Source organism: Amycolatopsis kentuckyensis, from assembly GCF_002155975.1.
Taxonomy (GTDB): Bacteria; Actinomycetota; Actinomycetes; order Mycobacteriales; family Pseudonocardiaceae; genus Amycolatopsis; species Amycolatopsis kentuckyensis.
The window spans coordinates 1-24,022 of record NZ_MUMI01000293.1 but is presented as its reverse complement, the minus strand read 5'-3'; the positions used below and the strand labels follow the sequence as shown (position 1 = coordinate 24,022).

Genomic DNA, 24,022 nt, shown 5'->3' with positions numbered 1-24,022 from the left:
GCCCGACGCGCTGATCACGGCGGCGGAGAGCGTCGAGGGCGTCGAAGTGGACGCGGTCCGTCCCTACGCGGGTGTCCTGGACACCCACCGCGAACTCGAGCTCGTCGAAGAGATCGCCGCGCAGCCGAAGTCCGGCCTCGACATCCTCGCCGAGGGCGTCCCCCGGATCGTGCGCGCCGGCTGGGCGATGATCGTCGAACATTCGGAGACTGGCGCGGTCCGGCTGGCCTCGTCCAGCGCGGCGCCGGAGACCCCGATCACCGACCTTCCCTGGCTGCCGCTCGAACGCGCGACGGTCCTCGACAGCGAGGAAGCCTGGATCCCGGAGACGTGGAAGGAGCTCGGCACCGAGCTCGCCGCGACCCCGCTCGGCAAGCCGGGCAAGGCGCTGCTCGTCGCCCGCCCGGGCGGGCCGAACTTCCGCGCCGCCGAGGTCGCCCGGCTCGCCCACCTCGCCGGCATCGTCGCGGTCGTCCTCGACGGCTAGCCCTCACGTCGTCGAAAAGGGACGAGCCCCACGCGGGTTCGTCCCTTTTCTCGACAAGGCCCAGGTCAGACGTCGATCTGATAGGCGATGAGCGTGATGTGCGGGTACGGCCGCCAGTCCCGTTCGGCCAGGCGCGTGAACCCGAGACGCTCGTAGAGCCGGTGCGCGCTGTGCATCCGGTCGAGGCTGCTCAGCACCACCTTCCGGAGCCCCAGCGCGCGTGCGCGGTCGAACACAGCCTTGATCAAGGCCTCGCCGATACCGCGGCCACGCGCCGACGGCGCCACCGCCAGCATCCGGAACTCGAGCTCGCCCGGCCGCGAGATCTCGGCGTACTCGGACCCCGGGTGCACGACGGTCACGGTGCCGACCACCAGCCCCGCCCCGTCCACCGCGACGAGGACCTCAGCCGCTTCGGCCCGCCGCGCGACGTCGCGAAGGGTCGCGTCGTAACCGACGTCGTCGGCCAGGTGACCATCGGCTTCGTACGCCTGCACCGTGACCTCGCCCGCCGCGGCGTACTCCTCGGCCCGCGGCGGCCGGATCTCGACATCACCCATCCGTTCCCCCAGCTTCTTCTTCGGCGGTCTCGTCGCCGACCGGCAGCGCCACCTCCCGCGCCGCGTCGGGGCCCTGCTCCAGCAGCACGCGGAAGCCAGCTTCGTCGAGCACCGGCACCTTGAGCTGAACCGCCTTGTCGTATTTCGAACCAGGCGAATCCCCGACGACGACGAACGCGGTCTTCTTCGACACCGACCCGGCGGCCTTGCCGCCGCGCGCCATGACGACTTCCTTGGCTTCGTCGCGCGAGAAGCCGTCGAGCGAGCCCGTCACCACGATCGACAGCCCCTCGAGGTGGCGCGGGATCGACTCGTCGCGCTCCTCCTCCATCCGCACGCCGGCGCGTCGCCACTTTTCGACGATCTCCCGGTGCCAAGCGACGTCGAACCACTCCTGCGTCGCGTGGGCGATGGTCGGGCCGACGCCGTCGACGGCCGAAAGCTCCTCCTCGGTGGCCTGCTCGATCCGCTCGATCGAGCCGAACTCACGAGCCAGCGCCTGCGCCGCGGTCGGTCCGACGTGCCGGATCGACAGGGCGACCAGCACCTTCCACAGCGGCCTGTCCTTCGCCGCATCGAGGTTGGCGAGCAGCTTCCGCGCGTTCGCCGACAGCTCGCCGGCCTTGGTCCGGAACAGTTCGACTTCGGCGAGGCTGTCCTCGTTCAGGTCGAAGACGTCGCCCTCGTCGGCGACCACTCGCGCATCGAGCAGCGCGACCGCCGCCTCGTACCCGAGGACCTCGATGTCGAAGGCGCCGCGCCCGGCCAGGTGGAACAGGCGCTCCCGCAACTGCGCGGGGCAGAACCGGGTGTTCGGGCAGCGGATGTCCTTGTCGCCTTCCTTCTGGTAGGCGAGCTCGGTGCCGCATTCCGGGCAGTGGGTGGGCATGACGAACTCGCGTTCGTCGCCCGTGCGCGCGTCCACCACCGGCCCGAGGACCTCGGGGATGACGTCACCGGCCTTACGGATGACGATCCGGTCGCCGATGAGCACGCCCTTGCGCTTGACCTCTTCCTGGTTGTGGAGGGTGGCCCTGGCCACGGTCGACCCCGCGACCGTGACCGGCTCGGTGACGGCGAACGGGGTCACCCGGCCGGTCCGCCCGACGCCGACCTGGATGTCCAGCAGCGTGGTGATCGCCTCTTCCGGCGGGTATTTGTAGGCGATCGCCCAGCGCGGCGCGCGCGAGGTCGTACCCAGCCGCCGCTGCAATGCCACCTGGTCGACCTTGATGACGACGCCGTCGATCTCGTGCTCGGCGTCGTGCCGGTGCTCGCCCCAGTAGGCGATGTGTGCGGTGAGTTCCTCGGCCGAGGTCAGAACCTTGCTGTGCGGCGACACCGGAAGCCCCCACGCGGCCAGCGCGTCATAGGCCTCCGATTGGCGCCGGGGCTCGAAGCCCTCGCGCTTGCCGAGCCCGTGGCAGATCAGCCGCAACCGACGCTCGCGGGTGATCTTCGGGTCCTTCTGCCGCAGCGAGCCGGCCGCGGTGTTGCGAGGGTTCGCGTACGGCGGCTTGCCGGCTTCGACCATCTTCGCGTTCAGCTCGAGGAAGTCCTCGACCCGGAAGAAGACCTCGCCGCGCACCTCGACCAGGGCGGGCACCGGAAACTGATCGGTGCCGGTCAGCGTCAGCGGCACCTGGTCGAGGGTGCGGACGTTGAGCGTGACGTCCTCGCCGGTCCGGCCGTCACCTCGCGTGAGCGCCCGGGTCAGGTGGCCGTTTTCGTACAGGAGATTGATCGCCAGGCCGTCGATCTTCAGCTCGGCGAGGAATTCGGTGCGTCCGACCTCTTTCTCGACGCGTTCCACCCACGCCAGGAACTCGTCCTGGTCGAACACGTTGTCCAGGCTGAGCATGCGCTCGAGGTGGTCGTGTGCGGTGAACTCCGTCGAGAACGTGCCCCCGACCCGCTGGGTGGGCGAATCGGGGGTGACCAGCGCCGGGTGCTCGTCCTCGAGCCGCTGCAGTTCGCCGAGCAGCTCGTCGAACTGCCCGTCGGAGATGATCGGCGAGTCCAGGACGTAGTAGCGGAACTGGTGGTCGCGCAGCTCCTCGGCGAGGGCGCTGTGCCGCTCACGCACGTCGGCCGGGACGTCGGTGACGTCCTCCGCGGCCACCGGGGCGTCGACCGCCGCAACCTGGTCCTGGGGAAGTTCGGTGCTGCTCACGGGTGGTAACCCTAGCTGGAGGTACCGACATTTTCGTCCGGTCCGGTACCCAGTCCGCGGACCAGTTCACGGAACTCCAGAAGGGTGATAGCGCCGGCCGGCTCGGCCTCCGCGGTCTCGACGCGCCGTAACCGTTCGGCGGCGAGCCGTTCACCCAATGTCGCGTCGAGCGGAAGGAAGGTCATGGTCCGCCGGGTCGCGTCGTCGAGGTCGCCGAAGCGCGGGTGGAAGACGGCGACGTCGACCAGGTGCTCGTCCTCGTCCACCTGGGCGACGACCCGGACGTCGGCCAGCGCGATCCGGTGCTCGCCGAGGTTGACCGTGACTTCGGTCGGATCGGGCACGGGCGGAACCGAGTCGTGGTACTCCCAGATCGCGTCGTCCGGCGGCGCGGCCGCTCGCCACGCGTCGGTGAACGGCCGCACTTCGGGATCTTCCTGACCGGTCACGACCAGGGCGTAGATCGACCGGCGGCCACGCTCGAGCGAGAAGTGCAGCCGCGGGTGCAGCGCCTCGACCAGCTCGCACAGCTCGTGCTCGACGCGGTGCGGCTCGCCCTCGCCGAGTGCGGCGCTCACCATCGGGAGCAGCTCGAACCAGCCGTGCCAGAACGCGTCCGCGGCGGCCGCCGGGTCGTCCGGCACAGGCTGCTCGGGCCACGCGGTACGCGGGTCGGGCGGATCAGCGGCGGCGTTCTTGCGGCGGAACAGACGCATGGTTTCGGGTGGTCCTCGTTCGGTCGGCTACCTCGCCAACGCTACTTGCCTGCCGAGGCGGGCGTCAGCGAGTCGCCGGATACCGTCACCAGTCCTCCGGCGGCTCCACGAAGGCTTTGCCGAGGTCCCGGGTGAGCGAGAGGGCCCGGCGCATCCATTCCGGCGTCGCGCCGGCGAGTCCGCAGGCAGGCGTCGGCACCGCCCGTTCGGCGAGGACGCTGCGGTTGAATCCGAGCCGGTCGGCCAGCCGGAAGGCCGGCTCGCCGACGTCCTTCAGGCTCGGCGAAGCTCCGGACACCGTTGTCGGCACCGCACCCAGGAACAGCGTGGCCCCGCCGTCCCACACTTCGCCGATCTCGTCGAGGAAAGCGGCAGAAGCACCGTCGAGCGCGGCGAGGTCGAAGGCCAAGGCGTCCGCGCCGGCTTCCCGCAGCAGACCGAGGGGCGGTTTCGCGGCGCAGCAGTGCAGGATCACCGGGCGGCCGGTGATCCGCCGGGCACCGTCGATGACCGTGGTGAGCAGCTGACGGGCCTCGGGCGCCGGCACCGCGGAGACGTTCCCGTATCCGGACGGCGTCGACAGGCCGCCGGCCAGCACCACGGGCAACGATGGTTCGTCGAACTGGACCACCACCGGCGCACCGGTCCTGGCCTGCACCTCCGCGACGTGTTCGGCAAGGCCGTCCAGCAGGGACGACGTGAAGTCCCGCAAGGCCCCACGATCGGTGAGCACCCGATGTCCCCGGGGCAGTTCGATTCCCGCGCCGAGCGTCCACGGCCCGGCCAGCTGGACCTTGAAGACCGGCGGGGTGACCGCTGCCTTTTCGCGCGCCTCCTGCACGGCGTCGAGATCCCAGCGAAGCAGATCGACGGCCCGGCGATGGTCGTGCCCCGGCCGGGACGCAACGCGGTAGCCACTCGGCACCACTTCGACGGCCAGGTCGACGAGCAGCGCGGCGGTCCGGCCGAGCATGTCCGCGCCGACGCCGCGGGCCGGCAGCTCGGGCAGATGCGGGAAGTCGGGCAGCTCCCCGAACACGACCGCGGCCGCTTCGGCGGGATCGTTGCCCGGCATCGAGCCGATCGCCGTCGCGGCGCCGCTGGGCCAGATTCGCTCACTCACGACCACCGATTCTGGTCGACCCCCGCATGCCGGCACCGGCCGGGGCGCCCGGATGCGGACATTCACCGCATTTCCCTTGACTGACACCATGAGCGCGTCCACGACGATAGGCTGACCGGCCATGACGAGTTCGCCACCGCAGCCGGGCTGGTACCCGGACGCGCGGGACCCCCGTCTGCACCGATGGTGGGACGGCCAGGCCTGGACCGCCGACACCCGGTCGGCTCCTCCCACCCCATCGCCGAGCGATTCCGCGCCGATCGAGCTGGACATCGAACGCGCCCACGACCCGGCGCGGATCCAGAACCAGGTCAATCGCGCGACACGCGGCCGAGGCGGCTCGCGCGCCGGGGGCGGGACCCTGTTCACCGAGCCGGTCCTCGTGGTCAACCAGCGCGCCAAGCTGATCGAGATGGCCAACGAATTCGGTGTCTTCGACCAGCACGGCAACCAGCTCGGCGGGGTCGTCGAGGTGGGCCAGAGCACGCTGAAGAAGGCCATCCGGCTGCTGACCAAATACGACCAGTTCCTGACCCACAAGTTCGAGGTCCGCGACGCCAACCACAGCACCGTCCTCAAGGTGACCCGGCCGGCGAAGGTGTTCAAGTCCCGCTTCCTGGTCACCAGGGCCGACGAAACGCCGATCGGCGAGATCGTCCAGGAAAACGTCTTCGGCAAGATCCGGTTCGGCTTCATCGTCGACGGCCGATCGGTCGGCGGGATCTTCGCCGAGAACTGGCGTGCCTGGAACTTTTCGATTCGTGACCACGCCGGCACCGAGGTCGCCCGGGTGACCAAGACCTGGGGCGGGTTCCTCAAGGCCGCCTTCACCACGGCGGACAACTACGTCGTGGAGATCCCCCACCCGCTGCCTGATCCCCTGGCCAGCATGGTGGTCGCCGCGGCCTTGACCATCGACACCGCCCTGAAGCAGGACACCGACTGAGCAAGTGACCGGCGTCTCATCTCCTCCCGGTGGACAGCGAGCCCGGCACGGCTCAGGGTGAAGAAAGGCCGGGACGCCGCAGTCTCGCCGGGACGGAGGTCACCGTGGAACCGTTGCCGGAAAACAGCGACCGGAATTGGACCGAGCCGGGGATCTACGAGGTCTCGTCCGGCGTCTACCGGATCCCGTTGCCGTTGCCCAACGACGCTCTCCGCGCGGTCAACGTCTACGCCGTCACCGACGGCGAGAAGCTGGTCTTGGTCGACTCCGGCTGGGCGCTGACCGTGGCTCGGCAACAGCTCGCCGACGCCCTGAGCGGCATCGGTGCCGAGTTGGCCGACGTCAGCGAGTTCCTCATCACCCACGTGCACCGGGACCACTATTCGCAGGCGGTGGTCCTCCGTCGTGACTTCGGTTCGAAGATCGCCCTCGGTCAGGACGAAGAGCCTTCGCTCAAGGCGTCCGGCAATCCTGACCGCCTGCCAATGGAAGCCCAGGTCGACCTGTTGTTCCAGGCCGGGGCCGGCGAAGTCGTGGATGCGCTGGCCCGGCAGTTCGGCACGAGCCTGCGGCACACGGAAGCCGACCTCTGGGAAGCGCCCGACGAATGGCTGACCCCAGGCCCGCGGCCGATCCTGCCTGGGCGCGAATTCGAGGTCGTCGCCACGCCGGGACATACCTCCGGACACGTCGTCTTCGTCGACGACACCGCCGACCTGTTGTTCTCCGGCGACCACGTGCTGCCGCACATCACGCCCTCCATCGGGTTCCAGCCGGTGCCGGCCGAGCTTCCGCTCAACGACTTCATCGACTCCCTTCGCTTGGTGCGTGCCATGCCGGACCGCCGCATGCTTCCCGCACACGGCCCGGTGTCCGAAAGCGTGCACACTCGGGTCGACGAACTGCTGGAACACCACCGCCAGCGGCTCGAGACGATCGCCTCGCAAATTGTGGCCGGCGCGACCTGCGCGCACGAGGCCGCACACCGGATCGGCTGGACTCGGCGCAATCGCAAGCTGTCCGAAATGGACTCGTTCAATCAAACGCTCGCGGTCCTCGAAACCGCAGCCCACCTCGACCTCTTGGTGTCGCAGGGGAAACTCAGCGCCCAGGTTGTCGACGGGGTTCGCCGTTACGCGCTGGCCTGAAGCACACACGGCCGGCACTGCGGGTAGCCACCTCGTTGCAGTCAGGCTCATCCTCCAGCCTCCTGCATACTGGGTGAAATGGAGGTCATCAGACGCGCCCGGGCAACGGACATTGAGGCGCTCGTGCGCCTGTTCGGCGCACCGGGCGAACCATTGGCAGCCGCGCTCGGGGAACTCATGAACACTCCGCACGTCACGCTGGTCGTAGCCGAGGATGACAACGGCGTCGCAGGCACCGCACAACTGACATTGCTCCGCGGTCTCGCATGGGACGGCGCACTCCGTGGTCTGCTCGAGGGCATCCGCGCAGCTCGGCGCGGCGTGACCAGCGCGCTGCTGACCTGGGGCATCGACGAAGCCCGTCGGCGCGGCTGCACACGCATCCACCTCGATTCGGGACTGAACCGCGGCGACCTGCGAGATTTCTACGCACGCTTCGGATTCGAGTACAGCTACCAAGGATTCACCCGCGTCCTGTGATACTGGCGTCGTGGCCGACTACACCATCCGCAGGGCACGGCGTGAAGACATCGATGCCATCGTGCACATGCTGGCGGACGACCAGCTCGGCGCCACCCGGGATGACCCCGGCGACCTCGAGCCATACCTGCGAGCCTTCGACGAGATCGACGCGGATCCGAATCAGCTTTTGATGGTTGTCGCATTCGACGACAAGCCTGTCGGCACCCTGCAGCTGACGATCATTCCAGGTCTCGCCAGGCGCGGCGCGCTGCGAGGTCAGATCGAGGCCGTGCGGATCCACGCCGACCACCGGGGCACCGGACTGGGCGCCGATCTCGTCCGCTGGGCGATCGACGAGTCACGGCGGCGCGGGTGCGCCCTCGTGCAACTCACGTCGGACACGTCCCGAACGGAAGCGCACCGGTTCTACGAGCGCCTCGGATTCACGCCCAGCCACACCGGATTCAAGCTCAAGCTCTAAGCAGCGACGGCTGCTACGCGCAGCGAAGCCGCGATTATCCACTTTGGATGTTGCTAGTCCCATGTTCGCTACGCGGATGTCCATGCCTGCGCACGCTCCCGGAACAATGGCGATTAGTCAAGCGAATGGCACGAATGGACCGTTCGCTCCCTTTCGATGACTTTCGTTGCTAGCCGTCGTACCGTCGAGCTCATGACACCTTCACAACCAGTCCGCAACCTCGTCCCGGCAACCACCCAAAGCGCTGACGGCGAACTTCCCTTCGTGCTGCGATCGATTCGAGCCGACCCGAACACGTTGCAGCGCATGAAAGACGATCAGGTCATCGATCTGATCCGCGACGCCGAAGCGGAGATCTCGAAACTGCAAGCACTTCAGCTGAGAGCGATCGCCGACCTGAGCGTGCGCCGGAGACGGGCGCCCAGCGCGTCATCCGAAGTCGCGTTGGCCTTGTCCATAACCGAACACCGCGCCAGCGCCATCGTTTCTGCAGCCAACGCGCTGATTGCCCGCCTTCCCCGCATGCTGAACCTGATGGACGACGGCCGGCTCGACCTCTATCGCGCCATGAAGGTCACCGATGCGACAGCGTGGCTGTCGGGAGATCACGTACGCGTTGTCGACGAGACGCTCGAAGACCGCGTTCCGGGGCGGAACGCCACCCAGGTCCGCCGCGCCGCGACCTACGCGGCCGCACAGGTCGACCCTGAAGGTGCAGCGCTCCGCACCGAGCGAAAGCTCGTCGAGCGGCGGCTCACCTTGCATCATCAGGACACCGGCGTGTCCCATCTGTCGGTCAACAGCGCACCGACCGAGAAGGCAACCGCCGCCTACGCTCGTGTCGACCAGGCCGCCCGGGCGTTGAAGACGCCGGACGAACCGCGAACACTGGACCAGCTCCGAGCAGACGTGGCCATCGATCTGCTGCTCAGCGGTACCGGGGGCCCCAGTGAACGCACCGAGGTCTTCCTGCACATCGACCTGGCGACCTATCTCGGCCTCAATCAGACCCCGGCAGCGTTGTCCGGCCGCGGCCCCATCCCGGCTACGCTGGCTCGCCACATCATCGGCGGCCCTGGCACGACGCTGCGCCGGGTGCTCACCGACCCGCGAACCGGTCATGCGGCCGAACTGTCTCCGACGCGCTACTCGCTCGATCAGGACGAGTTCATCCGGGTTCGCGACCAAGAGTGCCGGCACCCCGGATGCACCCGTCCCGCACAGAGTTGCGGGATCAAGGCTACTCGTACGAAGGGCGAGTCCGAAGGCGTTGCGGATCAGGCAGTCACCTTCTGCTCGCGGCACAGCAAGCTGAAAGGACTGCCTGGCTGGGACTACGAAGTCACGCCGGACGGCACCCTGAACGTCGCGACGCCGACAGGACAGGTCGCATCCACAACGCCGCCATCGATGCACCCCGGCCGGCGCGCGAACCGGCAACGGAAGAAGCCGCGGAAGTAACCGCGGATCAGCGGGTGCCTGAGATCTTCGCGCTTCCGAGAACGACGTCCCCACCGTCGGGATCGGGGCGGTAGAGAACGGCGACCTGCCCCGGAGCGACTCCGCGCAGCGGCTCGCGCAAGTGCAGAGTCATCGTGTCGTTGTCCACGTCGGCGACCGCATCCACGATGCCTCCGTGGGCCCTGACCTGGACCACGCACTCGGTGGGTTCGCTCAGCGGCCGGCCGCTGGGCCAGATCGCCCGGTCGGCCTCGATCACCTTGACGCCGAGCCCGGCCGCGGAGCCGACCTTGACGGAACCCGACACCGGTTCGAGCGACAAGACGTACCGGGGACGGCCATCCGGCGCCGGAGCGTCGATCCCCAGGCCCTTGCGCTGGCCGACCGTGAAACCGTGCACCCCGGTGTGCCGGCCGAGCACGGCACCCGTTTCCGCGTCGACGAGCTCGCCGGGACGCTGTCCCAGCCGGTTCTCCAGGAACTTCTTGGTGTCGCCGTCCGGGATGAAGCAGATGTCGTGGCTGTCCGGCTTATTGGCGACGGACAGGCCTCGCCGCTCCGCCTCGGCCCGCACGTCGGTTTTCCACGATCCGCCCAGGGGGAACATGGCGTGGCTGAGCTGTTCCGGTGTCAGCGAGGCGAGCACGTACGACTGGTCCTTGCCGCTGTCCGCACTACGACGCAACTCGGGCACGCCGTCGACCACGGAGAGACGCGCGTAATGACCTGTCGCGACCGCATCGAATCCGAGCGCCATCGCCTTTTCGAGGAGGGCTTCGAACTTGATCTTCTCGTTGCAGGTGACACAGGGATTCGGGGTGCGTCCGGCGGCATATTCGCCGACAAAGGTTTCCACGACCTCTTCGGTGAAGCGCTCCGCGAAATCCCAGATGTAGAACGGGATTCCGAGGATGTCGGCGGCCCGCCGGGCGTCGTGCGAGTCCTCGATCGTGCAGCACCCGCGCGAGCCGGTCCGCAGAGTTCCCGGCTTGGCCGACAGGGCCAGGTGCACACCGACGACGTCGTGTCCGGCGTCGACCGCACGCGCCGCGGCGACCGCCGAATCCACTCCACCGCTCATCGCGGCCAAAACCCGCATTGCCTTACACCTCTTGCTTCTGGGTCTGCTTGCGCATTCCGGCGAGGCCGGCCTGCCGGGCGCGCATGACAACGCCACCGATTTCCGCGGCCACGGCCTCGACGTCCGCGGCCGTGGATGTGTGGCCGAGAGAGAAACGGAGGGAACCACGAGCCGCCGCCGGGTCGGCCCCCATGGCGAGCAGAACGTGGCTCGGCTGGGCGACGCCTGCTGTGCACGCGGATCCTGTCGAGCATTCGATGCCTTTGGCGTCGAGCAGCATCAACAGGCTGTCGCCGGCGCACCCGGGGAAAGTGAAATGGGCATGGCTGGGCAGCCTCTCGCCCTCTCCACCGTTGAGGACGGCGTCGGGTACCTCGCGTTGGACGGCCTCGACGAGCCCGTCTCGGAGTTCCTCGACACGCTTCGCGTACTCGGCTCGGGTCGCGACGCTGATTCGGACAGCAGCGGCGAATCCCACGATCGCCGGGACGTCCAGGGTGCCCGAGCGGACATTGCGCTCCTGGCCTCCGCCATGCAGCAGGGGTGCACAAGGCACGTCACGTCCGAGCAGAAGCGCTCCCACTCCGAATGGGCCGCCGAGCTTGTGTCCGGTCAGAGTGAGCGCGGCGGCGCGGCTGGTGGCGAAATCCACCGGAGCGGCCCCGACGGCCTGGACCGCGTCGGTGTGGAAGGGGATGTCGAACTCGGCGCACACTGCCGCCAGCTCGGCGATCGGGTTGATCGTGCCGACCTCGTTGTTAGCCCACATCACGGTGGCCAACGCCACACTCTCGGGCTCCGCGGCGATGGCCGCCCGGAGGACGTCAGGCGACACCCGCCCCTGGCTGTCCACGTCCAGCAGAGTCACTTCGGCGCCGCTGTGAGCCTCGAGCCATTCCACGGTGTCGAGCACGGCGTGGTGCTCCGCCGCGCCGCACAGGATGCGGCGACGTTTCTCCTGCTCGCCGCGGCGAGCCCAGTAGATACCCTTGATCGCGAGGTTGTCGCTCTCGGTGCCCCCGCCGGTGAAGATCACCTCGGAGGGACGAGCGCCCAGCGCCTCGGCGATGGTTTCGCGGGCCTCTTCGACCATCCGGCGGGCCCGTCGGCCCGAAGAGTGCAGCGCAGAGGCGTTGCCCACGGTGGACAGCGCCTCGGTCATCGCCGCTATGGCTTCGGGCAACATCGGAGTGGTTGCCGCATGGTCGAGATAGGTCATCGCTGTTCCAGGGTAGTCCGCTCCAGCGCGTGACGAAGCCCACCCTGGCACTCGAAGTGGGCTGTCACACCTTTGACGGCCACCGCCCGGTCAGCCGGACGCCCACCATCGCGAGTGCCACCAAGGCCACCGTGAGCAGGGCCATCGCCGGCGACGGGTCGAGAACCGAGCCGACCGTGCCGAGCAGGACACCACCCATCCCGATGAGCAGCGCGGAGCCGACCCAGTCCGCGAGCTGCAACGCTGACGTGTTGAATCCCCGCTCGCCTTCGGGCGAATAGCGGAGGAGCAGGACGGAGATCGCGGGCATCGCGATCCCCATGCCTGCGCCGCCGACCGCGCAGGCCACGAACGCGACCCAGCCGGGGAACCACGGCTGCGAAACCAGGCCGAAGCAGACCAGGCCTGCCGCGACCAGCCAGAACCCGGTGCGCAGCGATGCCTCCCTCGACCAGCCGAGGTAGCGGCCTTGGGCCGCCGACGCCGCCGACCAGCCCAAAGCCGTGATCGTCAGCGGCAGGCCGGCGAGGGCGGGGCTGTAACCGTGGACCGCGCTCATCGTCAGCGGGAGGTATGCCTCCATCCCCGCGTATGCCCCGGCGATCAGAGCTCGGGAGGCGATGACCGTCGGCAGGCCGGGGCGGGAGGTCAACGTCCCGACCGGCAACAGGGTTCGGAGCGCGTAGCCCAGAGCGATGAGCCCGACCGCGCCGTAGCCGAGTGCGGCGAGCGACTGGTGCTGAGCTGCCCAGGTCAGCGCCGCAACGCCAAGAGCGGCCATGATCGCCTGCGGGACGCTTGCCCGTCGGCCGCCCGCGGCGGGCTCGTGCGCGGGCAGACGCCGGACGACCACGACCAGCATGAGCACGCCGGCAGCCACGAGCGGAACCAAGCCGAGGAAGACCCAGCGCCAGCCGACGCTGACCGTCACGACCCCGGCCACCGAAGGCCCGATGACCGCGGGCAGGACCCAGGCGGCCGCATTCGCGGCGTAGATGACCGGGCGTTCGTGGTCGGTGAACGTCAGCGCGATCAGGAGCGAGACCGAGACGAGGAGCAGGCCCGAGCCGAAGCCCTGCAAAGCGCGGCCGAGGAGGAGCATCGGCATTCCGCTCGCCGTCCCCGCGACCACGAGACCGGCTGCGAACAGCAAGGGCCCGGCGAGCAGTGCCGGTGCCGGGCCACGGCGATCGCCGACCCGGCCGGAAAGCACCGTCGCGACCACACTGGAGATCAGGAAGATCGTGAAAGGCCACGAATAGAGCGCCAACCCGTGGAGGTCGGCGACCAGGGTGGGCATCGCCGTCGCCACGCCCATGCTCTCGAAGGCGACCAAGGTGACCACGAGCAGGAGCGCGATCGTGGTCAGGCGGTGTTCCGCACTCCAGAGCACCCTGCGGCGACGGGGTGCGGAGTCGATCGTCGAGGCCATGATCAGCAGCTTGCAACCTCCAGCCCGCTGGAGGTCAAGGCGGCTCCGGCGGAGCGGTGCGCCACCGGCTCCAACGGCAGGTCGCGGGCCAGCGCGGCCGCTTCGCCGCGGGAAGTCACGTCCAGCTTGTCGAGGATGTTGCGGACGTGGAACTTCACCGTGTGCTCGCTGAGCTGCAGTTGTTCGGCGATCTGCCGGTTGCGCAGGCCCTGGGAGATGCCCGACAGGACCTCCAGCTCACGCGGGTTGAGCCGGTCGAGCGGACGCAGCTCCGGCGGTTCGGCCACGCCGAGCGGGAGGACCGCGGTGACCGTCGTGCCCCAGGCCGGCACGGCGTCGACCTCCCAGTGGCCGCCCAGGGCCGTGAGCCGCTCGGTCAGGCCTCGGGGCGGGACCGCGTCGGCGACTTCGGGGCAGTCGTCGCGGACGGTGATCCGCAGCAGCGAGCCGTCCACGCGCCAAGACGCCCTCAAACGGGTGGTCGCGGGGCGGTCCAGCGCCGCGAGTACCAGGCCGCGGGTCAGCGTCCGTGCCGTGTGGGCGATGTCCTGTGGGAGGGACGCGTCGCCGATCGGGTCGACCAGGTCGACGTCGACCTCCGTATGCCGGACCAGGTCGGCCAGCTGGGTCTTGAGGACGGCGAACGCTGCGTCCGCCTGTTCCGCGGACAGGACCTGGTCGCGGTCGACGACGCCTTTGAGGTCCAGCAGCGCGTCGGCGGCGAGGTCGACCGCGGTACGGCGGGCCACGGCGTCGGAGAGCCGGCCGGAGCGGAGGACCGACAGGAGTGTCACCAGGGTTGCCGCGTGCGTCTGGCCGAGGTCGGTGATCACCTGGGCGCGTGCGGAGGCCGCGGCGAGGCTGCCGGCCAGGACGTCCGGTCCCGGATCCGCCGCCCGCTGGCCCGCGTCGGTGCTGACGATGTGCCACAACCGGGCCGCCAGCTCGAGCTCCGCGGACGGCGGCTCCGCGGCCTCCGGCACCACGGCGATCACCGCGCCCCGGCCGACCGCCGGTGTCGAAGCGAGCAGGACCAGACGGCGCTCGACGCCACCGAGTACGCCGTCGATCAGCAGGGCCTTGCCCGGCTCGCTGCGGTCGACCAGCCGCTGCAGCTCGACGCTCGTCACGGCGTGCGTGATCGCTTCGTCGCCGATGGCCTTGAGCGGGCTGCGGGGACAGTCGCCCGTCTGCATCGCCGCCGCGCGGTGTGGGATCAGCTTGCCCAGCTCGGCGGTGAACCGGCTGAGCAACTGGGGCCGCGGTGCCGACAGGAGGCGCTCGACGACGTCCAGCACGTGCCGCGGATCCGACCAGGAAGCGTCCATGGCTCCACGGTAGGCGCGTCCGGGATCCGGTGACCTGCTCGTCCGGCTAGTGAACACTGCTCGTCCGGACGGTTCGGCGGCTCCGGCGGGCGAGTTGACTTCCGGGGGAGGACATTCGAACCGAAGGTCACGAACCAAGGAGCGAGACGACACCATGCGAGCGATCACCTTCTCCGCATACGGCGGGCCGGAAGTCCTGCAGCTGTCCGACGTCCCGGCGCCGGAGCCGGGTCCGGGACAGGTGCGGCTGGCCGTGCGGGCCGCCGGGGTCAACCCGATCGACTGGAAGATCCGCAACGGCGCCATGCAGCAGAACTTCCAGGTTCCGTTCCCGCACATCCCCGGCCTCGAGGTCGCCGGAGTGGTCGACGCCGTCGGGGAGGGCGCGGACTTCGCCGTGGACGACGAAGTGTTCGGCTGGTCGGAGACCGGTGCCTATGCCGAGTACGCGCTCGCGAAGACCATCGCGCCGAAGCCCGCGAGCCTTTCGTGGGCGGACGCCGCCGCGTTGCCCGTCGCCGGCGAGACCGCGCTTCGCGTCCTCGGGCTGCTCGGGGTCCGTGAGGGCGAGACGCTGCTGCTCCACGGCGCCAGCGGCACTGTCGGGCGGTTCGCCGCTCAGGTCGCCGTCGCGCAGGGGGTGACCGTCGTCGGGACCGGCGGAAGCCGGAGCCTGGACGACCTCAAGTCGCTGGGCGTCGTGCCCGTCCTTTACGGCGATGGCTGGGTGGAGCGGGTTCGCGAGGCGACGTCCGGGCCGGTCGACGCCGTTTTCGATGCCGCCGGGCACGGGGTGCTGCCGGGGTCCGTCGAGCTGCGGGGTGGCAAGGACCGGATCGTCACCATCGCCGATGCGGCCGCGTTCGAGCTGGGGATCCCGTTCTCCAGCGGGGGTGAGCAGAGCCGTGAGGTCCTTACCGGGATCGCCGGCTGGGTGACCGATCGCGGGGTCGGCATCGCGCAGGGCAGGAGCTATCCGCTGGCCGAGGCGGCCGCGGCGCAGGTCGAGAGCGAGGGCGGGCACCCTGGCGGAAAACTGACCATCGCCGTCAGCTGAACGAAGGGACCAATCCGGGCCTGCCGCCGGATCGCGGCGGCAGGGCCCGGATCACTTCGCGGGAGGCGAAGCCAGTGGGGCCGTCTGGCGGCGCGGGGTCCGGCGGCGCTGCTGGGCCGGGATCTGCACCGTCCCCAGCGCGGAGTGGACCGCCGCCTCGGCGAGGGCGGCCAGTTCGCGGCGGGTTTCCGCCCGGCCCGGGGCGATTTCCGGGCAGACGTGGATCTCGAGCACCAGACCCCGCAGGGCCGCGACCCGGCGCAGGGACGCGATCAGCGACTCCGGCCCGATGAACGCCGGACGGCTGGTTTCGCGGCCGTCGGCGAGGCGGTACCGCAACGCGATCGGGCGCACCGGGACACCGCCGTCGATGGCCGCCTGGAACGTGGCCGTCGTGAAGCGGCCCGAAGCCAGGCCGCACCACGTCGTGCCCTCCGGGGTGACGCTGACCAGGGCGCCCGTCCGGAGGGCGTCGGCCAGTGACGCCATCGTGGCGGGCAGTGTCGTCAGCCGCTCGCGGTCGAGGAAGATGCTGCCGCCTCGGCGGACCAGGCCGCCGAGCACCGGCCAGCCCGCGATCTCCTTCTTGGCCAGCGCGCGCATTGGCCGCAGCGCGTTGATCGCGACGATGTCGAGCCACGAGATGTGGTTGTTGACCACTAGCGCGCCACGGCCGGCGGGCGCGGTCAGGAAGTCGGCGCCGCCCCGGATGTCCAGCCGGACACCGAACGCCCGCAGCATGCTGCGGAAGATGAGCCGGAGCAGGCGCTCGCGGCCGGGCGCGACCAGCAGCAGGGGCGCCGACACCAACGCCGCGAGGACGACCGAGATCGCCGCCGTAAAACGCAAGATCCGTCGCGGGAGGCCGACCACCGGGTCGTCGGTGGTCAGGCAGCCGTCGCCGCATGGCGAAGCCGGCATCCAGGCGTGGGTCATCCCTGGACCCCGAGGAAGAACTTGAGGTACCGCTCGTCGACGTTGTGCAGGTCCAGGACCACGAAGAAGTCCGCGACGCCGAAGTCGGCGTCCAGCGCGGGCGGCCCGCAGACCTTGGCGCCGAGGCGGACGTAGCCCTTGATGAGGGGCGGCAGCGTGGGCCGCGCCGGACGCTCGATGTCCGCGGCTTCCCACGGGACCAGCGGCGTGACGCGGGTGGCCTCGTCGGAGTAGTGCTTGGCGCGCAGGAGGTCCCACACGCCGGCGGCGAAGGAACCTTCGTCCACCAGCGGGACGGACGCGCAGCCGGCGAGGTAGCGGTGTCCGGAAAGGAGCATGTAGCGGGCGATCCCGGCCCAGACCAGGCTGACGACGGCGCCGCTGCGGTGGTCCGGGTGCACGCACGACCGGCCGGTTTCGACCAGCGACGGGCGCAGGCCGTCGATCGCCGTCAGGTCGAATTCGCTGTCGGCGTAGAGCTTCCCGGCCTGGGCGGCGCGCTCCGGCGGCAGCATGCGGTAGCAGCCGACGATGTCGCCCGTGTTGTCGTCGCGAACCACGAGGTGGTCGCAGAACTCGTCGAACTCGTCGATGTCGAGACCGGGCCGCGGGGAGTGGAGGCGCGCTCCCATTTCCTCGGCGAAAACCCGGTGCCGCAGTTTCTGAGCCGCGACCACTTCGTCGTTCGCGTGCGCGACGAGAAGCGAGTACCGGGGGGCGTCGGCGGGGAGCTCGGCACCCGCCTGATCAGTGCTGACGAGGAGCTGTGACGTCGTCATGGTCAAGGTGTACCTGCGCGTTGGAAGCCGCGGAGAGTGCCATCCGATGACCGATCAGTGCACGTTCAGTTAATTGCGGGTTCTCAGGCTTCTCTCAGGTCCCGAAAACGCGCGAGGGGCCTCCCGGGAAGTCCCGGAAGGCCCCTGCGAGCTGCGGAATCAGCCCTTGCGCTTCTCGACCGCCTCGGTCAGCTGCGGCGCGACGTTGAACAGGTCGCCGACGATGCCGAAGTCGGCGATCTCGAAGATCGGCGCCTCCGGGTCCTTGTTGACGGCGATGATCGTCTTCGACGTCTGCATGCCGGCGCGGTGCTGGATCGCGCCGGAGATGCCGAGCGCGATGTACAGCTGCGGCGAGACCGTCTTGCCGGTCTGGCCGACCTGGAACTGCGCCGGGTAGTAGCCGGAGTCGACAGCGGCGCGCGAGGCGCCGACAGCCGCGCCGAGCGAGTCGGCCAGCTTCTCGACGACGTCGAACTTCTCCGCCGAGCCGACGCCGCGGCCACCGGAGACCACGATCGAGGCCTCGGTCAGCTCCGGCCGGTCGCCGCCGGTCACCGGCTCCACGCCCGTGATGCGAGTCGCCTTGGCCGCGTCGACCGCGGGGAGCTCGACGGTCTCCTCGGCCGCCGCGCCCTCGGCGGGCTCGGCCTCGACCGCACCCGGGCGGATCGAGACGACCGGCGCGCCCTTGGCGGACTTGGACTTGACCGAGAACGCGCCACCGAAGATGGACTGGTCGATGACGCCGTCGCCGTTGACGCCCACGGCGTCGTAGATCAGGCCGGAGCCCAGGCGCACGGCCAGGCGGGCGGCGACCTCCTTGCCCTCACCGCTGGCGGTGACGAGCACGGCGGCCGGGGACGCCTGCTGCGCCAGCGCGGCGAGCACGTCCACCTTGGGCGTGACCAGGTAGTTCGCGGCGTCGTCGCCTTCCGCGACATACACCTTGGCGGCGCCGTGCGACGCCAGCGCCTGCTTCGCCTTGGCGGCGGTCCCGGTCGGGCCGACGACGACGGCCGACGGCTCACCGAGCGCGCGGGCGGCGGTCAGCAGCTCGAGCGTGACCTTCTTGACCTCACCGTCGACGTGGTCGACGAGGACGAGTACTTCAGCCATGTTCTTGTTCCTCCTCGAAGAGCCGTTGTCAGATGAGCTTCTGGCCGACCAGGTACTCGGCGACCTTGGTGCCGCCGTCGCCCTCGTCCTCGACCTTCTCGCCGGCGGTGCGCGGCGGCTTCGGCGAGGACTCGGTCACCGCGGACCACGCGTTGGCGAGACCGACCTCGCCCGCGTCGACGCCCAGGTCGGCGATGGTGAACGTCTCGACCGGCTTCTTCTTCGCGGCCATGATGCCCTTGAAGGACGGGTAGCGCGGCTCGTTGATCTTCTCGCCGACGCTCACGATCGCGGGCAGGCTCGCCTCGAGGTGGGTCAGGCCGTCCTCGGTCTCGCGGGTGGCCTTGATCGTCGAGCCGTCGACGGTCAGCTCACGCACGTAGGTGACCTGCGGCAGGCCCAGCAGCTCGGCGAGGATCGCCGGGATGGCGCCACCGCGGCCGTCGGAGGACTCGTTGCCGGCGATGACCAGGTCGAAGCCCTCGACCTTGCCGATCGCGGCGGCGAGCACCTTGGCGGTGGCGATCGCGTCGGAGCCGTGCAGCGCCTCGTCGGAGACGTGGATGGCCTTGTCGGCGCCCATGGACAGCGCCTTGCGGATGGCGTCGGTCGCGCGGTCCGGGCCCACCGAGATCACGGTGACCTCGCCCTCGCCGGCTTCCTTGATCTTCAGCGCCTCTTCGACGGCCTTCTCGTTGATCTCGTCGAGCACGGCGTCGGCGGATTCGCGGTCAAGGGTGTGGTCGGACCCGTTGAGCTTCCGCTCCGAGTAGGTGTCCGGTACCTGCTTGACCAGGACGACGATGTTGGTCATGGGTCTGCTTCGACCTCCCGGTTCGTGGCCCGCGGTCGACCACGGGACAGTGCTCTACTGGCCGGTAGATTAGGGCCAATCGGCGCGCAGGACCCGTCGAGGTGACGCCATTCACCTGGATGCGCAATCTAATGGGACCATCGTCCCGGTAGTCGACCGGTTACCCCACCCGAACTGCCGTTCGTCCGATCGGACCAACCACGGCCTACTCGCAGTGGGTGTCAGGCATTAACCTCCCCCACCATGCCCGCGCGCATCGCCGTCATCACCGACTCGAGCTCCTGCCTGCCCGACCTCGTCGCTTCTCGCTGGGCCATCGGCGTCGTCCAGATCCAGCTCAGCCTGGGCAGCCACTACGACGACGAAAACCGCTTCGACCGCGGCGAAGTGATCGACGCGATGAGAGCCGGGCAGGTGATCACCACGGCGCCCCCGGATCCGGGGGCGTTCTTCTGGACCTATCAGGAAGCGGCCGCCGCCGGCGCGACCGCCATCGTCAGCATCCACATCTCCGGCAGCATGTCCGACACCGTCCGCGCGGCCCGGGAGGCCGCCCAGCAGGTCCGCATCCCGGTGCACGTCCTGGACAGCCGGACCACCGGCATGAGCCTCGGCTTCGCCGCCGTGTCCGCCGCGCGGGCGGCCGCGGCCGGTGCGGACGCCGACCGGGTCATCGAAGCCGCCGAACGCCGGTGCGCGACGAGCACCGAGTTCATCTACGTCGACACCCTCGAGTACCTCCGCCGCGGCGGCCGGATCGGCGCCGCGCAGGCCATGCTCGGCAGCGCGTTTTCGATCAAACCGCTGCTGACGGTCAAGGACGGCGAGGTCGCGCCGCTCGCCCGCGTCCCCGGTACCCGGCGCGCGCTGGCCAAGATGGTCGATCTCGCGGTGAAGAAGTCCGGCGGGTTCCGCGCCGACATCGCCGTGACCCGGTTCGGCGCCAGCGACCACGAACTGGAGATCGGCAGGCAGATCGAGCGGCGGGTGCCGGCCATGGCCGAGAGCATGGTCGTCGAAGCGAGCACGGTCATCGGCGCGCACCTCGGCCCCGGCGCGCTCGGCATCACGGTGTCACCGGTGGGCTGACCCGTCCGCTCGTAGTGCGCGACGTGGCCGAGGTGGTAGAGGAAGTGCGGGACGCCGAACAGCAGCGCCGAGACGGCCGTGAGCCGCGCGACCGCTGTGGTGCCGATCACGGCAGCCCCGATCAGCAGGGCCGCGAGCCCCAGGTTCAGGCCGCCGAAGTCGCGCAGGAAGTGCTCGTTGAACGGGCCGTCCATGGCCACCCAGCCGGTGCGGAAGCCGGGAAAGTCCTGGTAGAAGCCGGTTGGTGAGATAAGTGGCCACAGTCCTACGGGGACTTCGATCAGGCCGAAGAGGACGAGCAGTACGCGGGTGATGGTCCGTTGCATGACCACGGAACGAGACGGCGGTCCCGGATGTGACACCCGCTAGGGTCGCGGAGGTGACCACCCCAGCCACCCGGGCCGAGGCGCTGCATCTGACCGGCGAGCGGACCGTCCCCGGCATCGCCGAGGAAAATTACTGGTTCAGGCGCCACGAAGCCGCGTACGCCGCCCTGCTCCCCCACTGCGCGGACGCGACGGTGCTCGAGGCCGGCTGCGGCGAGGGCTACGGCGCGAGCCTCCTCGCGACCACGGCCCGGCGGGTGCTCGCGCTGGACTACGACGTCCTGACCACCGAGCACGTCGCCCGCCGCTATCCCGAGCTCGACGTCGCCCGGGCGAACCTGGCCTTCCTCCCGGTCCGGGACGGCGCGGTCGACGTCGTCGCCAACTTCCAGGTCATCGAGCACCTCTGGGACCAGGCCGGGTTCCTCGCCGAGTGCCGGCGGGTGTTGCCGGAAAACGGCAAACTGCTGGTCACGACGCCGAACCGGCTGACCTTCACCCCGGACAGCGACACGCCGCTGAACCCGTTCCACACCCGCGAGCTGGCGCCGTCCGAACTGGCCGATCTGCTCGCCGACGCCGGCTTCGACGTCGAGACCCTGCACGGGCTGCACCACGGCGAGGCCGTGCGCGCGCTCGACGAGCGGTACGGCGGTTCGCTCATCGACGCCCAGCTCGACGTGGTCATGGGCAAGCTGCCGGGACAGGCCGTGTGGCCCGAGGCGCTGCTCGCGGACGTCGCCGCGATCGAGGCCACCGGGTTCGACATCCACGGTGACGACCTCGACGCAAGCCTCGACCTGATCGCCGTGGCGGTGCGCCGATGAGCGAGGGCACCTTCTGCCTCGTCGTGCACAGCCACCTGCCGTGGCTGCCGCACCACGGGAGCTGGCCGGTCGGCGAGGAGTGGCTCTACCAGGCGTGGGCGCATTCCTACCTGCCGATGGTCGAGCTTCTGGAGCGCTTCGCCGACGAAGGCCGCCGTGACGTGCTGACGCTGGGCGTGACGCCGGTGCTCGCCGCGCAGCTCGACGACCCGTACAGCATCCGCGCGTTCCACGACTGGCTCGGCCACTGGCAGCTGCGCGCCCAGCACGCGGCGACGCTGTGGCGCGGCGACCCGCTGCTGCGCGAGCTCGCCGCGGCCGAGCACCGGACTGCCGTCCGCGCGGCCGAGGAGCTCGGGACGCGGTGGCGGCACGGGTTTTCCCCGGTCCTGCGGTCCCTGGTCGACAATTCGACGATCGAGCTGCTCGGCGGTCCGCTGGCCCACCCGTTCCAGCCGCTGTTGGACCGCCGGGTGCGGGAGTTCGCGCTGAACGCCGGTCTCGCCGACACCGCCCTGCGGCTGGGCACGCGGCCCGAGGGAATCTGGGCGCCGGAGTGCGGCTACGCGCCTGGTATGGAAAACGACTACGCGGCCGCTGGCGTGCGGCGGTTCATGGTCGACGGCCCGTCGCTGCGCGGGGAGACCTGGGCCGCGCGGCCGGTCGGCGGCACCGACGTCCTCGCGTTCGGCCGGGACCTCGAGGTCACCTACCGCGTCTGGTCGCCGAAAGCCGGCTACCCCGGCCACGCCGCTTATCGCGACTTCCACACCTGGCAGCACGAGGTCGGCCTCAAGGCGGCGCGCGTCACCGGCAAGACGGTCGAGCCGCAGGACAAGGCGCCGTACGACCCGGCCCTCGCCGCCGACGTGCTGGGAACGCACGTCAAGGACTTCGTCGAGACCGTCGTGATGCGGCTGCGGTCGCTGAAGCGGCAACACGGGCGCGAGGCGCTCGTGGTCGCCGCGTACGACACGGAACTCTTCGGGCACTGGTGGCACGAAGGACCGGCCTGGCTGGAGGGCGTGCTGCGCGCGCTCCCGGAGGCCGGCGTGCGGGTGACGACGCTGAAGGGCGCTGCGGAGGCCGGCCACGTCGGCGAGCCGATCGACCTGCCCGCGTCGTCGTGGGGGTCGGGCAAGGACTGGCGCGTCTGGGACGGCGAGCAGGTCCAGGACATGGTCGCCGCCAACAGCGCGTTGCAGGACCGGCTGCTCGACCTGGTCCGGGGGCTGGACCGGACGGCGCGGGACGTCGTCGCCGACCAAGCGGTCGCCGAGGCCGTTCTGGCGCTGGAAAGCGACTGGGCGTTCATGGTCACCAAGGACTCGGCCGCCGACTACGCCCGCCGTCGCGCGGCGGTCCACACCGAGCGCTTCGACACGCTGGCCGGGCTGCTGCGCCGCGGCGACCGCGCGCGGGCCGAGGAACTCGCCGCGGCCTACCGCGCCGACGACGGACCGTTCGGGCACCTCGACGCCCGGGCGCTGAAGCACGACTGAAAGGGACCTTCATGGGGATCCACGGAATTCCGCTCAAGACCCTCGACGGGCGGGACAGCTCGCTGGGCGAGTTCGCGGGCAAGGCGCTGCTCGTGGTCAACGTCGCGTCGAAGTGCGGCCTGACCCCGCAGTACTCCGGTCTCGAGCGGCTGCAGGAACGCTTCGGCGAGCAGGGTTTCTCCGTCGTCGGGTTCCCGTGCAACCAGTTCGCCGGGCAGGAGCCGGGCAGCGCGGAGGAGATCCAGACCTTCTGCTCGACGACCTACGGCGTCACATTCCCGCTGTTCGAGAAGATCGACGTCAACGGCGAGGGCCGGCACCCGCTCTACGCCGAGCTGACCGAGACCGCCGACGCCGAGGGCGCCGCGGGTGACGTCCAGTGGAACTTCGAGAAGTTCCTGATCGGCGCCGACGGCGAGGTCCTGGCGCGGTTCCGGCCGCGCACCGAGCCCGAGGACGAGACGGTCGTCAAGGCCATCGAAGCCGCGCTGCCGGCTTGATACCACGGCGGGGGACACCGTTCCCCCGCCGTCGCCGGATTTCACCGGATCGACGGAAAACAGCGGCCGTTCAGGTATCACGCAAACGCAATCGAAAATGATTGTCGTGAGCCGGACGGTCGAATTGCGGGTGATCAGCCTGTCGTTTTTCCCGGATCGCGCCGAATAATTCTCCCGACGCCATTCCGGCGTCGTCTCGGGCGAGAAGGGATCACCGATGAGCACAACCAGGCACCGGGCCACGCTGGCTGCACTCCCCGTGGCACTCGGACTGCTCCTGGCCGGCCCCGCGGTGGGCACGGCGTCGGCCGCGCCGCGATCCGACGCGGACATCCAGGCTCGCCACTGCCTGCTGGTGTGCACCGGCCACCACCATCACCACGGGCACATCCACATCCTCGGCCTCCACCTCTGGTTGCACCTGTAGGTCCCGACCGTGCCGGGGCGGCCGCCGCC

24 protein-coding genes and 1 pseudogene are annotated in these 24,022 nt (G+C 69.9%); 12 read left to right on the top strand and 13 right to left on the bottom strand.

Features of this window, described 5'->3' with window-relative positions; genetic code table 11:
* Window positions 1-487: amino acid-binding protein (locus tag CCN39_RS27220; RefSeq protein WP_086846627.1), on the top strand; the 487-nt coding region annotated here is incomplete at its 5' end.
* Between the two features lie 65 nt (window positions 488-552).
* Here the strand turns inward: CCN39_RS27220 and CCN39_RS27215 are convergent.
* The 4 genes from CCN39_RS27215 to CCN39_RS27200 form a co-directional block, all read right to left on the bottom strand.
* Window positions 553-1,047: a GNAT family N-acetyltransferase gene (locus CCN39_RS27215; RefSeq protein ID WP_086846625.1), complete on the bottom strand. Its 495-nt coding sequence runs from the start codon at window positions 1,045-1,047 to the stop codon at window positions 553-555.
* Window positions 1,040-3,220, bottom strand: a complete 2,181-nt coding sequence (ligA, locus tag CCN39_RS27210) for an NAD-dependent DNA ligase LigA (RefSeq protein WP_086846623.1) — start codon at window positions 3,218-3,220, stop codon at window positions 1,040-1,042. Before ligA ends, CCN39_RS27215 begins: the two co-directional genes overlap by 8 nt.
* An 11-nt stretch (window positions 3,221-3,231) precedes the next feature.
* Window positions 3,232-3,936, bottom strand: coding sequence for a hypothetical protein (locus CCN39_RS27205; RefSeq protein ID WP_086846621.1), 705 nt, complete (start codon window positions 3,934-3,936; stop codon window positions 3,232-3,234).
* A gap of 85 nt (window positions 3,937-4,021) precedes the next feature.
* The gene (locus CCN39_RS27200; protein WP_086846631.1) at window positions 4,022-5,059 is read right to left on the bottom strand and encodes a uroporphyrinogen decarboxylase/cobalamine-independent methonine synthase family protein; all 1,038 of its coding nucleotides are present in this window, start codon (window positions 5,057-5,059) and stop codon (window positions 4,022-4,024) included.
* A gap of 121 nt (window positions 5,060-5,180) precedes the next feature.
* Between CCN39_RS27200 and CCN39_RS27195 the strand changes: the two genes are divergently transcribed.
* The 5 genes from CCN39_RS27195 (at window position 5,181) to CCN39_RS27175 (ending at window position 9,557) form a co-directional block, all read left to right on the top strand.
* A complete protein-coding gene (locus tag CCN39_RS27195; RefSeq protein ID WP_086846619.1) occupies window positions 5,181-6,005 on the top strand; it encodes an LURP-one-related family protein in 825 nt (274 codons plus the stop codon).
* 104 nt (window positions 6,006-6,109) lie between these two features.
* Window positions 6,110-7,153, top strand: coding sequence for an MBL fold metallo-hydrolase (locus tag CCN39_RS27190; RefSeq protein ID WP_086846617.1), 1,044 nt, complete (start codon window positions 6,110-6,112; stop codon window positions 7,151-7,153).
* A gap of 78 nt (window positions 7,154-7,231) precedes the next feature.
* Complete coding sequence (locus tag CCN39_RS27185) at window positions 7,232-7,633, top strand: GNAT family N-acetyltransferase (RefSeq protein ID WP_086846616.1); 402 nt, start codon at window positions 7,232-7,234, stop codon at window positions 7,631-7,633.
* A gap of 10 nt (window positions 7,634-7,643) precedes the next feature.
* On the top strand, window positions 7,644-8,096 hold the full coding sequence (locus CCN39_RS27180) for a GNAT family N-acetyltransferase (protein WP_086846615.1): 453 nt from the start codon (window positions 7,644-7,646) through the stop codon (window positions 8,094-8,096).
* 192 nt (window positions 8,097-8,288) lie between these two features.
* On the top strand, window positions 8,289-9,557 hold the full coding sequence (locus CCN39_RS27175) for a DUF222 domain-containing protein (RefSeq protein WP_086846629.1): 1,269 nt from the start codon (window positions 8,289-8,291) through the stop codon (window positions 9,555-9,557).
* 7 nt (window positions 9,558-9,564) lie between these two features.
* Here the strand turns inward: CCN39_RS27175 and mnmA are convergent, their stop codons facing one another.
* The 4 genes from mnmA to CCN39_RS27155 all read right to left on the bottom strand — a co-directional run bounded on the left by mnmA (window position 9,565) and on the right by CCN39_RS27155 (window position 14,617).
* Window positions 9,565-10,656, bottom strand: a complete 1,092-nt coding sequence (gene mnmA / locus CCN39_RS27170; protein ID WP_086846613.1) for a tRNA 2-thiouridine(34) synthase MnmA — start codon at window positions 10,654-10,656, stop codon at window positions 9,565-9,567.
* A 4-nt stretch (window positions 10,657-10,660) separates the two neighbouring features.
* A complete protein-coding gene (locus CCN39_RS27165; protein ID WP_086846611.1) occupies window positions 10,661-11,857 on the bottom strand; it encodes a cysteine desulfurase family protein in 1,197 nt (398 codons plus the stop codon).
* Window positions 11,858-11,921: 64 nt separating this feature from the next.
* The gene (locus tag CCN39_RS27160; RefSeq protein ID WP_086846609.1) at window positions 11,922-13,289 is read right to left on the bottom strand and encodes an MFS transporter; all 1,368 of its coding nucleotides are present in this window, start codon (window positions 13,287-13,289) and stop codon (window positions 11,922-11,924) included.
* A 2-nt stretch (window positions 13,290-13,291) separates the two neighbouring features.
* Window positions 13,292-14,617, bottom strand: a complete 1,326-nt coding sequence (locus CCN39_RS27155) for a helix-turn-helix transcriptional regulator (protein WP_086846607.1) — start codon at window positions 14,615-14,617, stop codon at window positions 13,292-13,294.
* 154 nt (window positions 14,618-14,771) lie between these two features.
* Here CCN39_RS27155 and CCN39_RS27150 point away from each other — a divergent pair, with 154 nt between their 5' ends.
* Window positions 14,772-15,674 (top strand): NADP-dependent oxidoreductase, encoded by a 903-nt coding sequence (locus CCN39_RS27150; protein ID WP_086846605.1) that lies wholly within the window; start codon window positions 14,772-14,774, stop codon window positions 15,672-15,674.
* Window positions 15,675-15,725: 51 nt separating this feature from the next.
* On the opposite strand, the gene CCN39_RS27145 is transcribed toward CCN39_RS27150, so the two are convergent.
* The 4 genes from CCN39_RS27145 to CCN39_RS27130 form a co-directional block, all read right to left on the bottom strand.
* A complete protein-coding gene (locus CCN39_RS27145) occupies window positions 15,726-16,610 on the bottom strand; it encodes a lysophospholipid acyltransferase family protein (protein WP_086846603.1) in 885 nt (294 codons plus the stop codon).
* A complete protein-coding gene (locus tag CCN39_RS27140; RefSeq protein WP_086846601.1) occupies window positions 16,607-17,389 on the bottom strand; it encodes a GNAT family N-acetyltransferase in 783 nt (260 codons plus the stop codon). Before CCN39_RS27140 ends, CCN39_RS27145 begins: the two co-directional genes overlap by 4 nt.
* A 159-nt stretch (window positions 17,390-17,548) precedes the next feature.
* Window positions 17,549-18,508 (bottom strand): electron transfer flavoprotein subunit alpha/FixB family protein, encoded by a 960-nt coding sequence (locus CCN39_RS27135; protein WP_086846599.1) that lies wholly within the window; start codon window positions 18,506-18,508, stop codon window positions 17,549-17,551.
* A 28-nt stretch (window positions 18,509-18,536) separates the two neighbouring features.
* Window positions 18,537-19,322, bottom strand: coding sequence for an electron transfer flavoprotein subunit beta/FixA family protein (locus CCN39_RS27130; protein WP_086846597.1), 786 nt, complete (start codon window positions 19,320-19,322; stop codon window positions 18,537-18,539).
* A 243-nt stretch (window positions 19,323-19,565) separates the two neighbouring features.
* Here CCN39_RS27130 and CCN39_RS27125 point away from each other — a divergent pair, with 243 nt between their 5' ends.
* Complete coding sequence (locus CCN39_RS27125; protein ID WP_086846595.1) at window positions 19,566-20,411, top strand: DegV family protein; 846 nt, start codon at window positions 19,566-19,568, stop codon at window positions 20,409-20,411.
* On the opposite strand, the pseudogene CCN39_RS51920 reads toward CCN39_RS27125, so the two are convergent.
* A pseudogene (locus tag CCN39_RS51920) lies at window positions 20,408-20,737 on the bottom strand (hypothetical protein); the annotation flags it as partial. The gene CCN39_RS27125 and the pseudogene CCN39_RS51920 overlap by 4 nt on opposite strands.
* Window positions 20,738-20,790: 53 nt before the next feature.
* Here CCN39_RS51920 and CCN39_RS27115 point away from each other — a divergent pair.
* The 4 genes from CCN39_RS27115 to CCN39_RS27100 all read left to right on the top strand — a co-directional run bounded on the left by CCN39_RS27115 (window position 20,791) and on the right by CCN39_RS27100 (window position 23,993).
* Window positions 20,791-21,564, top strand: a complete 774-nt coding sequence (locus CCN39_RS27115; RefSeq protein WP_086846593.1) for a class I SAM-dependent methyltransferase — start codon at window positions 20,791-20,793, stop codon at window positions 21,562-21,564.
* Window positions 21,561-23,066: a 1,4-alpha-glucan branching protein domain-containing protein gene (locus tag CCN39_RS27110; RefSeq protein WP_086846591.1), complete on the top strand. Its 1,506-nt coding sequence runs from the start codon at window positions 21,561-21,563 to the stop codon at window positions 23,064-23,066. The genes CCN39_RS27115 and CCN39_RS27110 overlap by 4 nt, the downstream gene beginning before the upstream one ends.
* Window positions 23,067-23,077: 11 nt before the next feature.
* A complete protein-coding gene (locus CCN39_RS27105) occupies window positions 23,078-23,566 on the top strand; it encodes a glutathione peroxidase (protein WP_086846589.1) in 489 nt (162 codons plus the stop codon).
* A 217-nt stretch (window positions 23,567-23,783) separates the two neighbouring features.
* Window positions 23,784-23,993 carry a hypothetical protein gene (locus tag CCN39_RS27100; RefSeq protein ID WP_086846587.1) on the top strand — a complete coding sequence of 70 codons (210 nt, stop codon included), beginning with the start codon at window positions 23,784-23,786 and terminating at the stop codon, window positions 23,991-23,993.
* The last annotated feature ends 29 nt before the right edge of the window (window positions 23,994-24,022 follow it).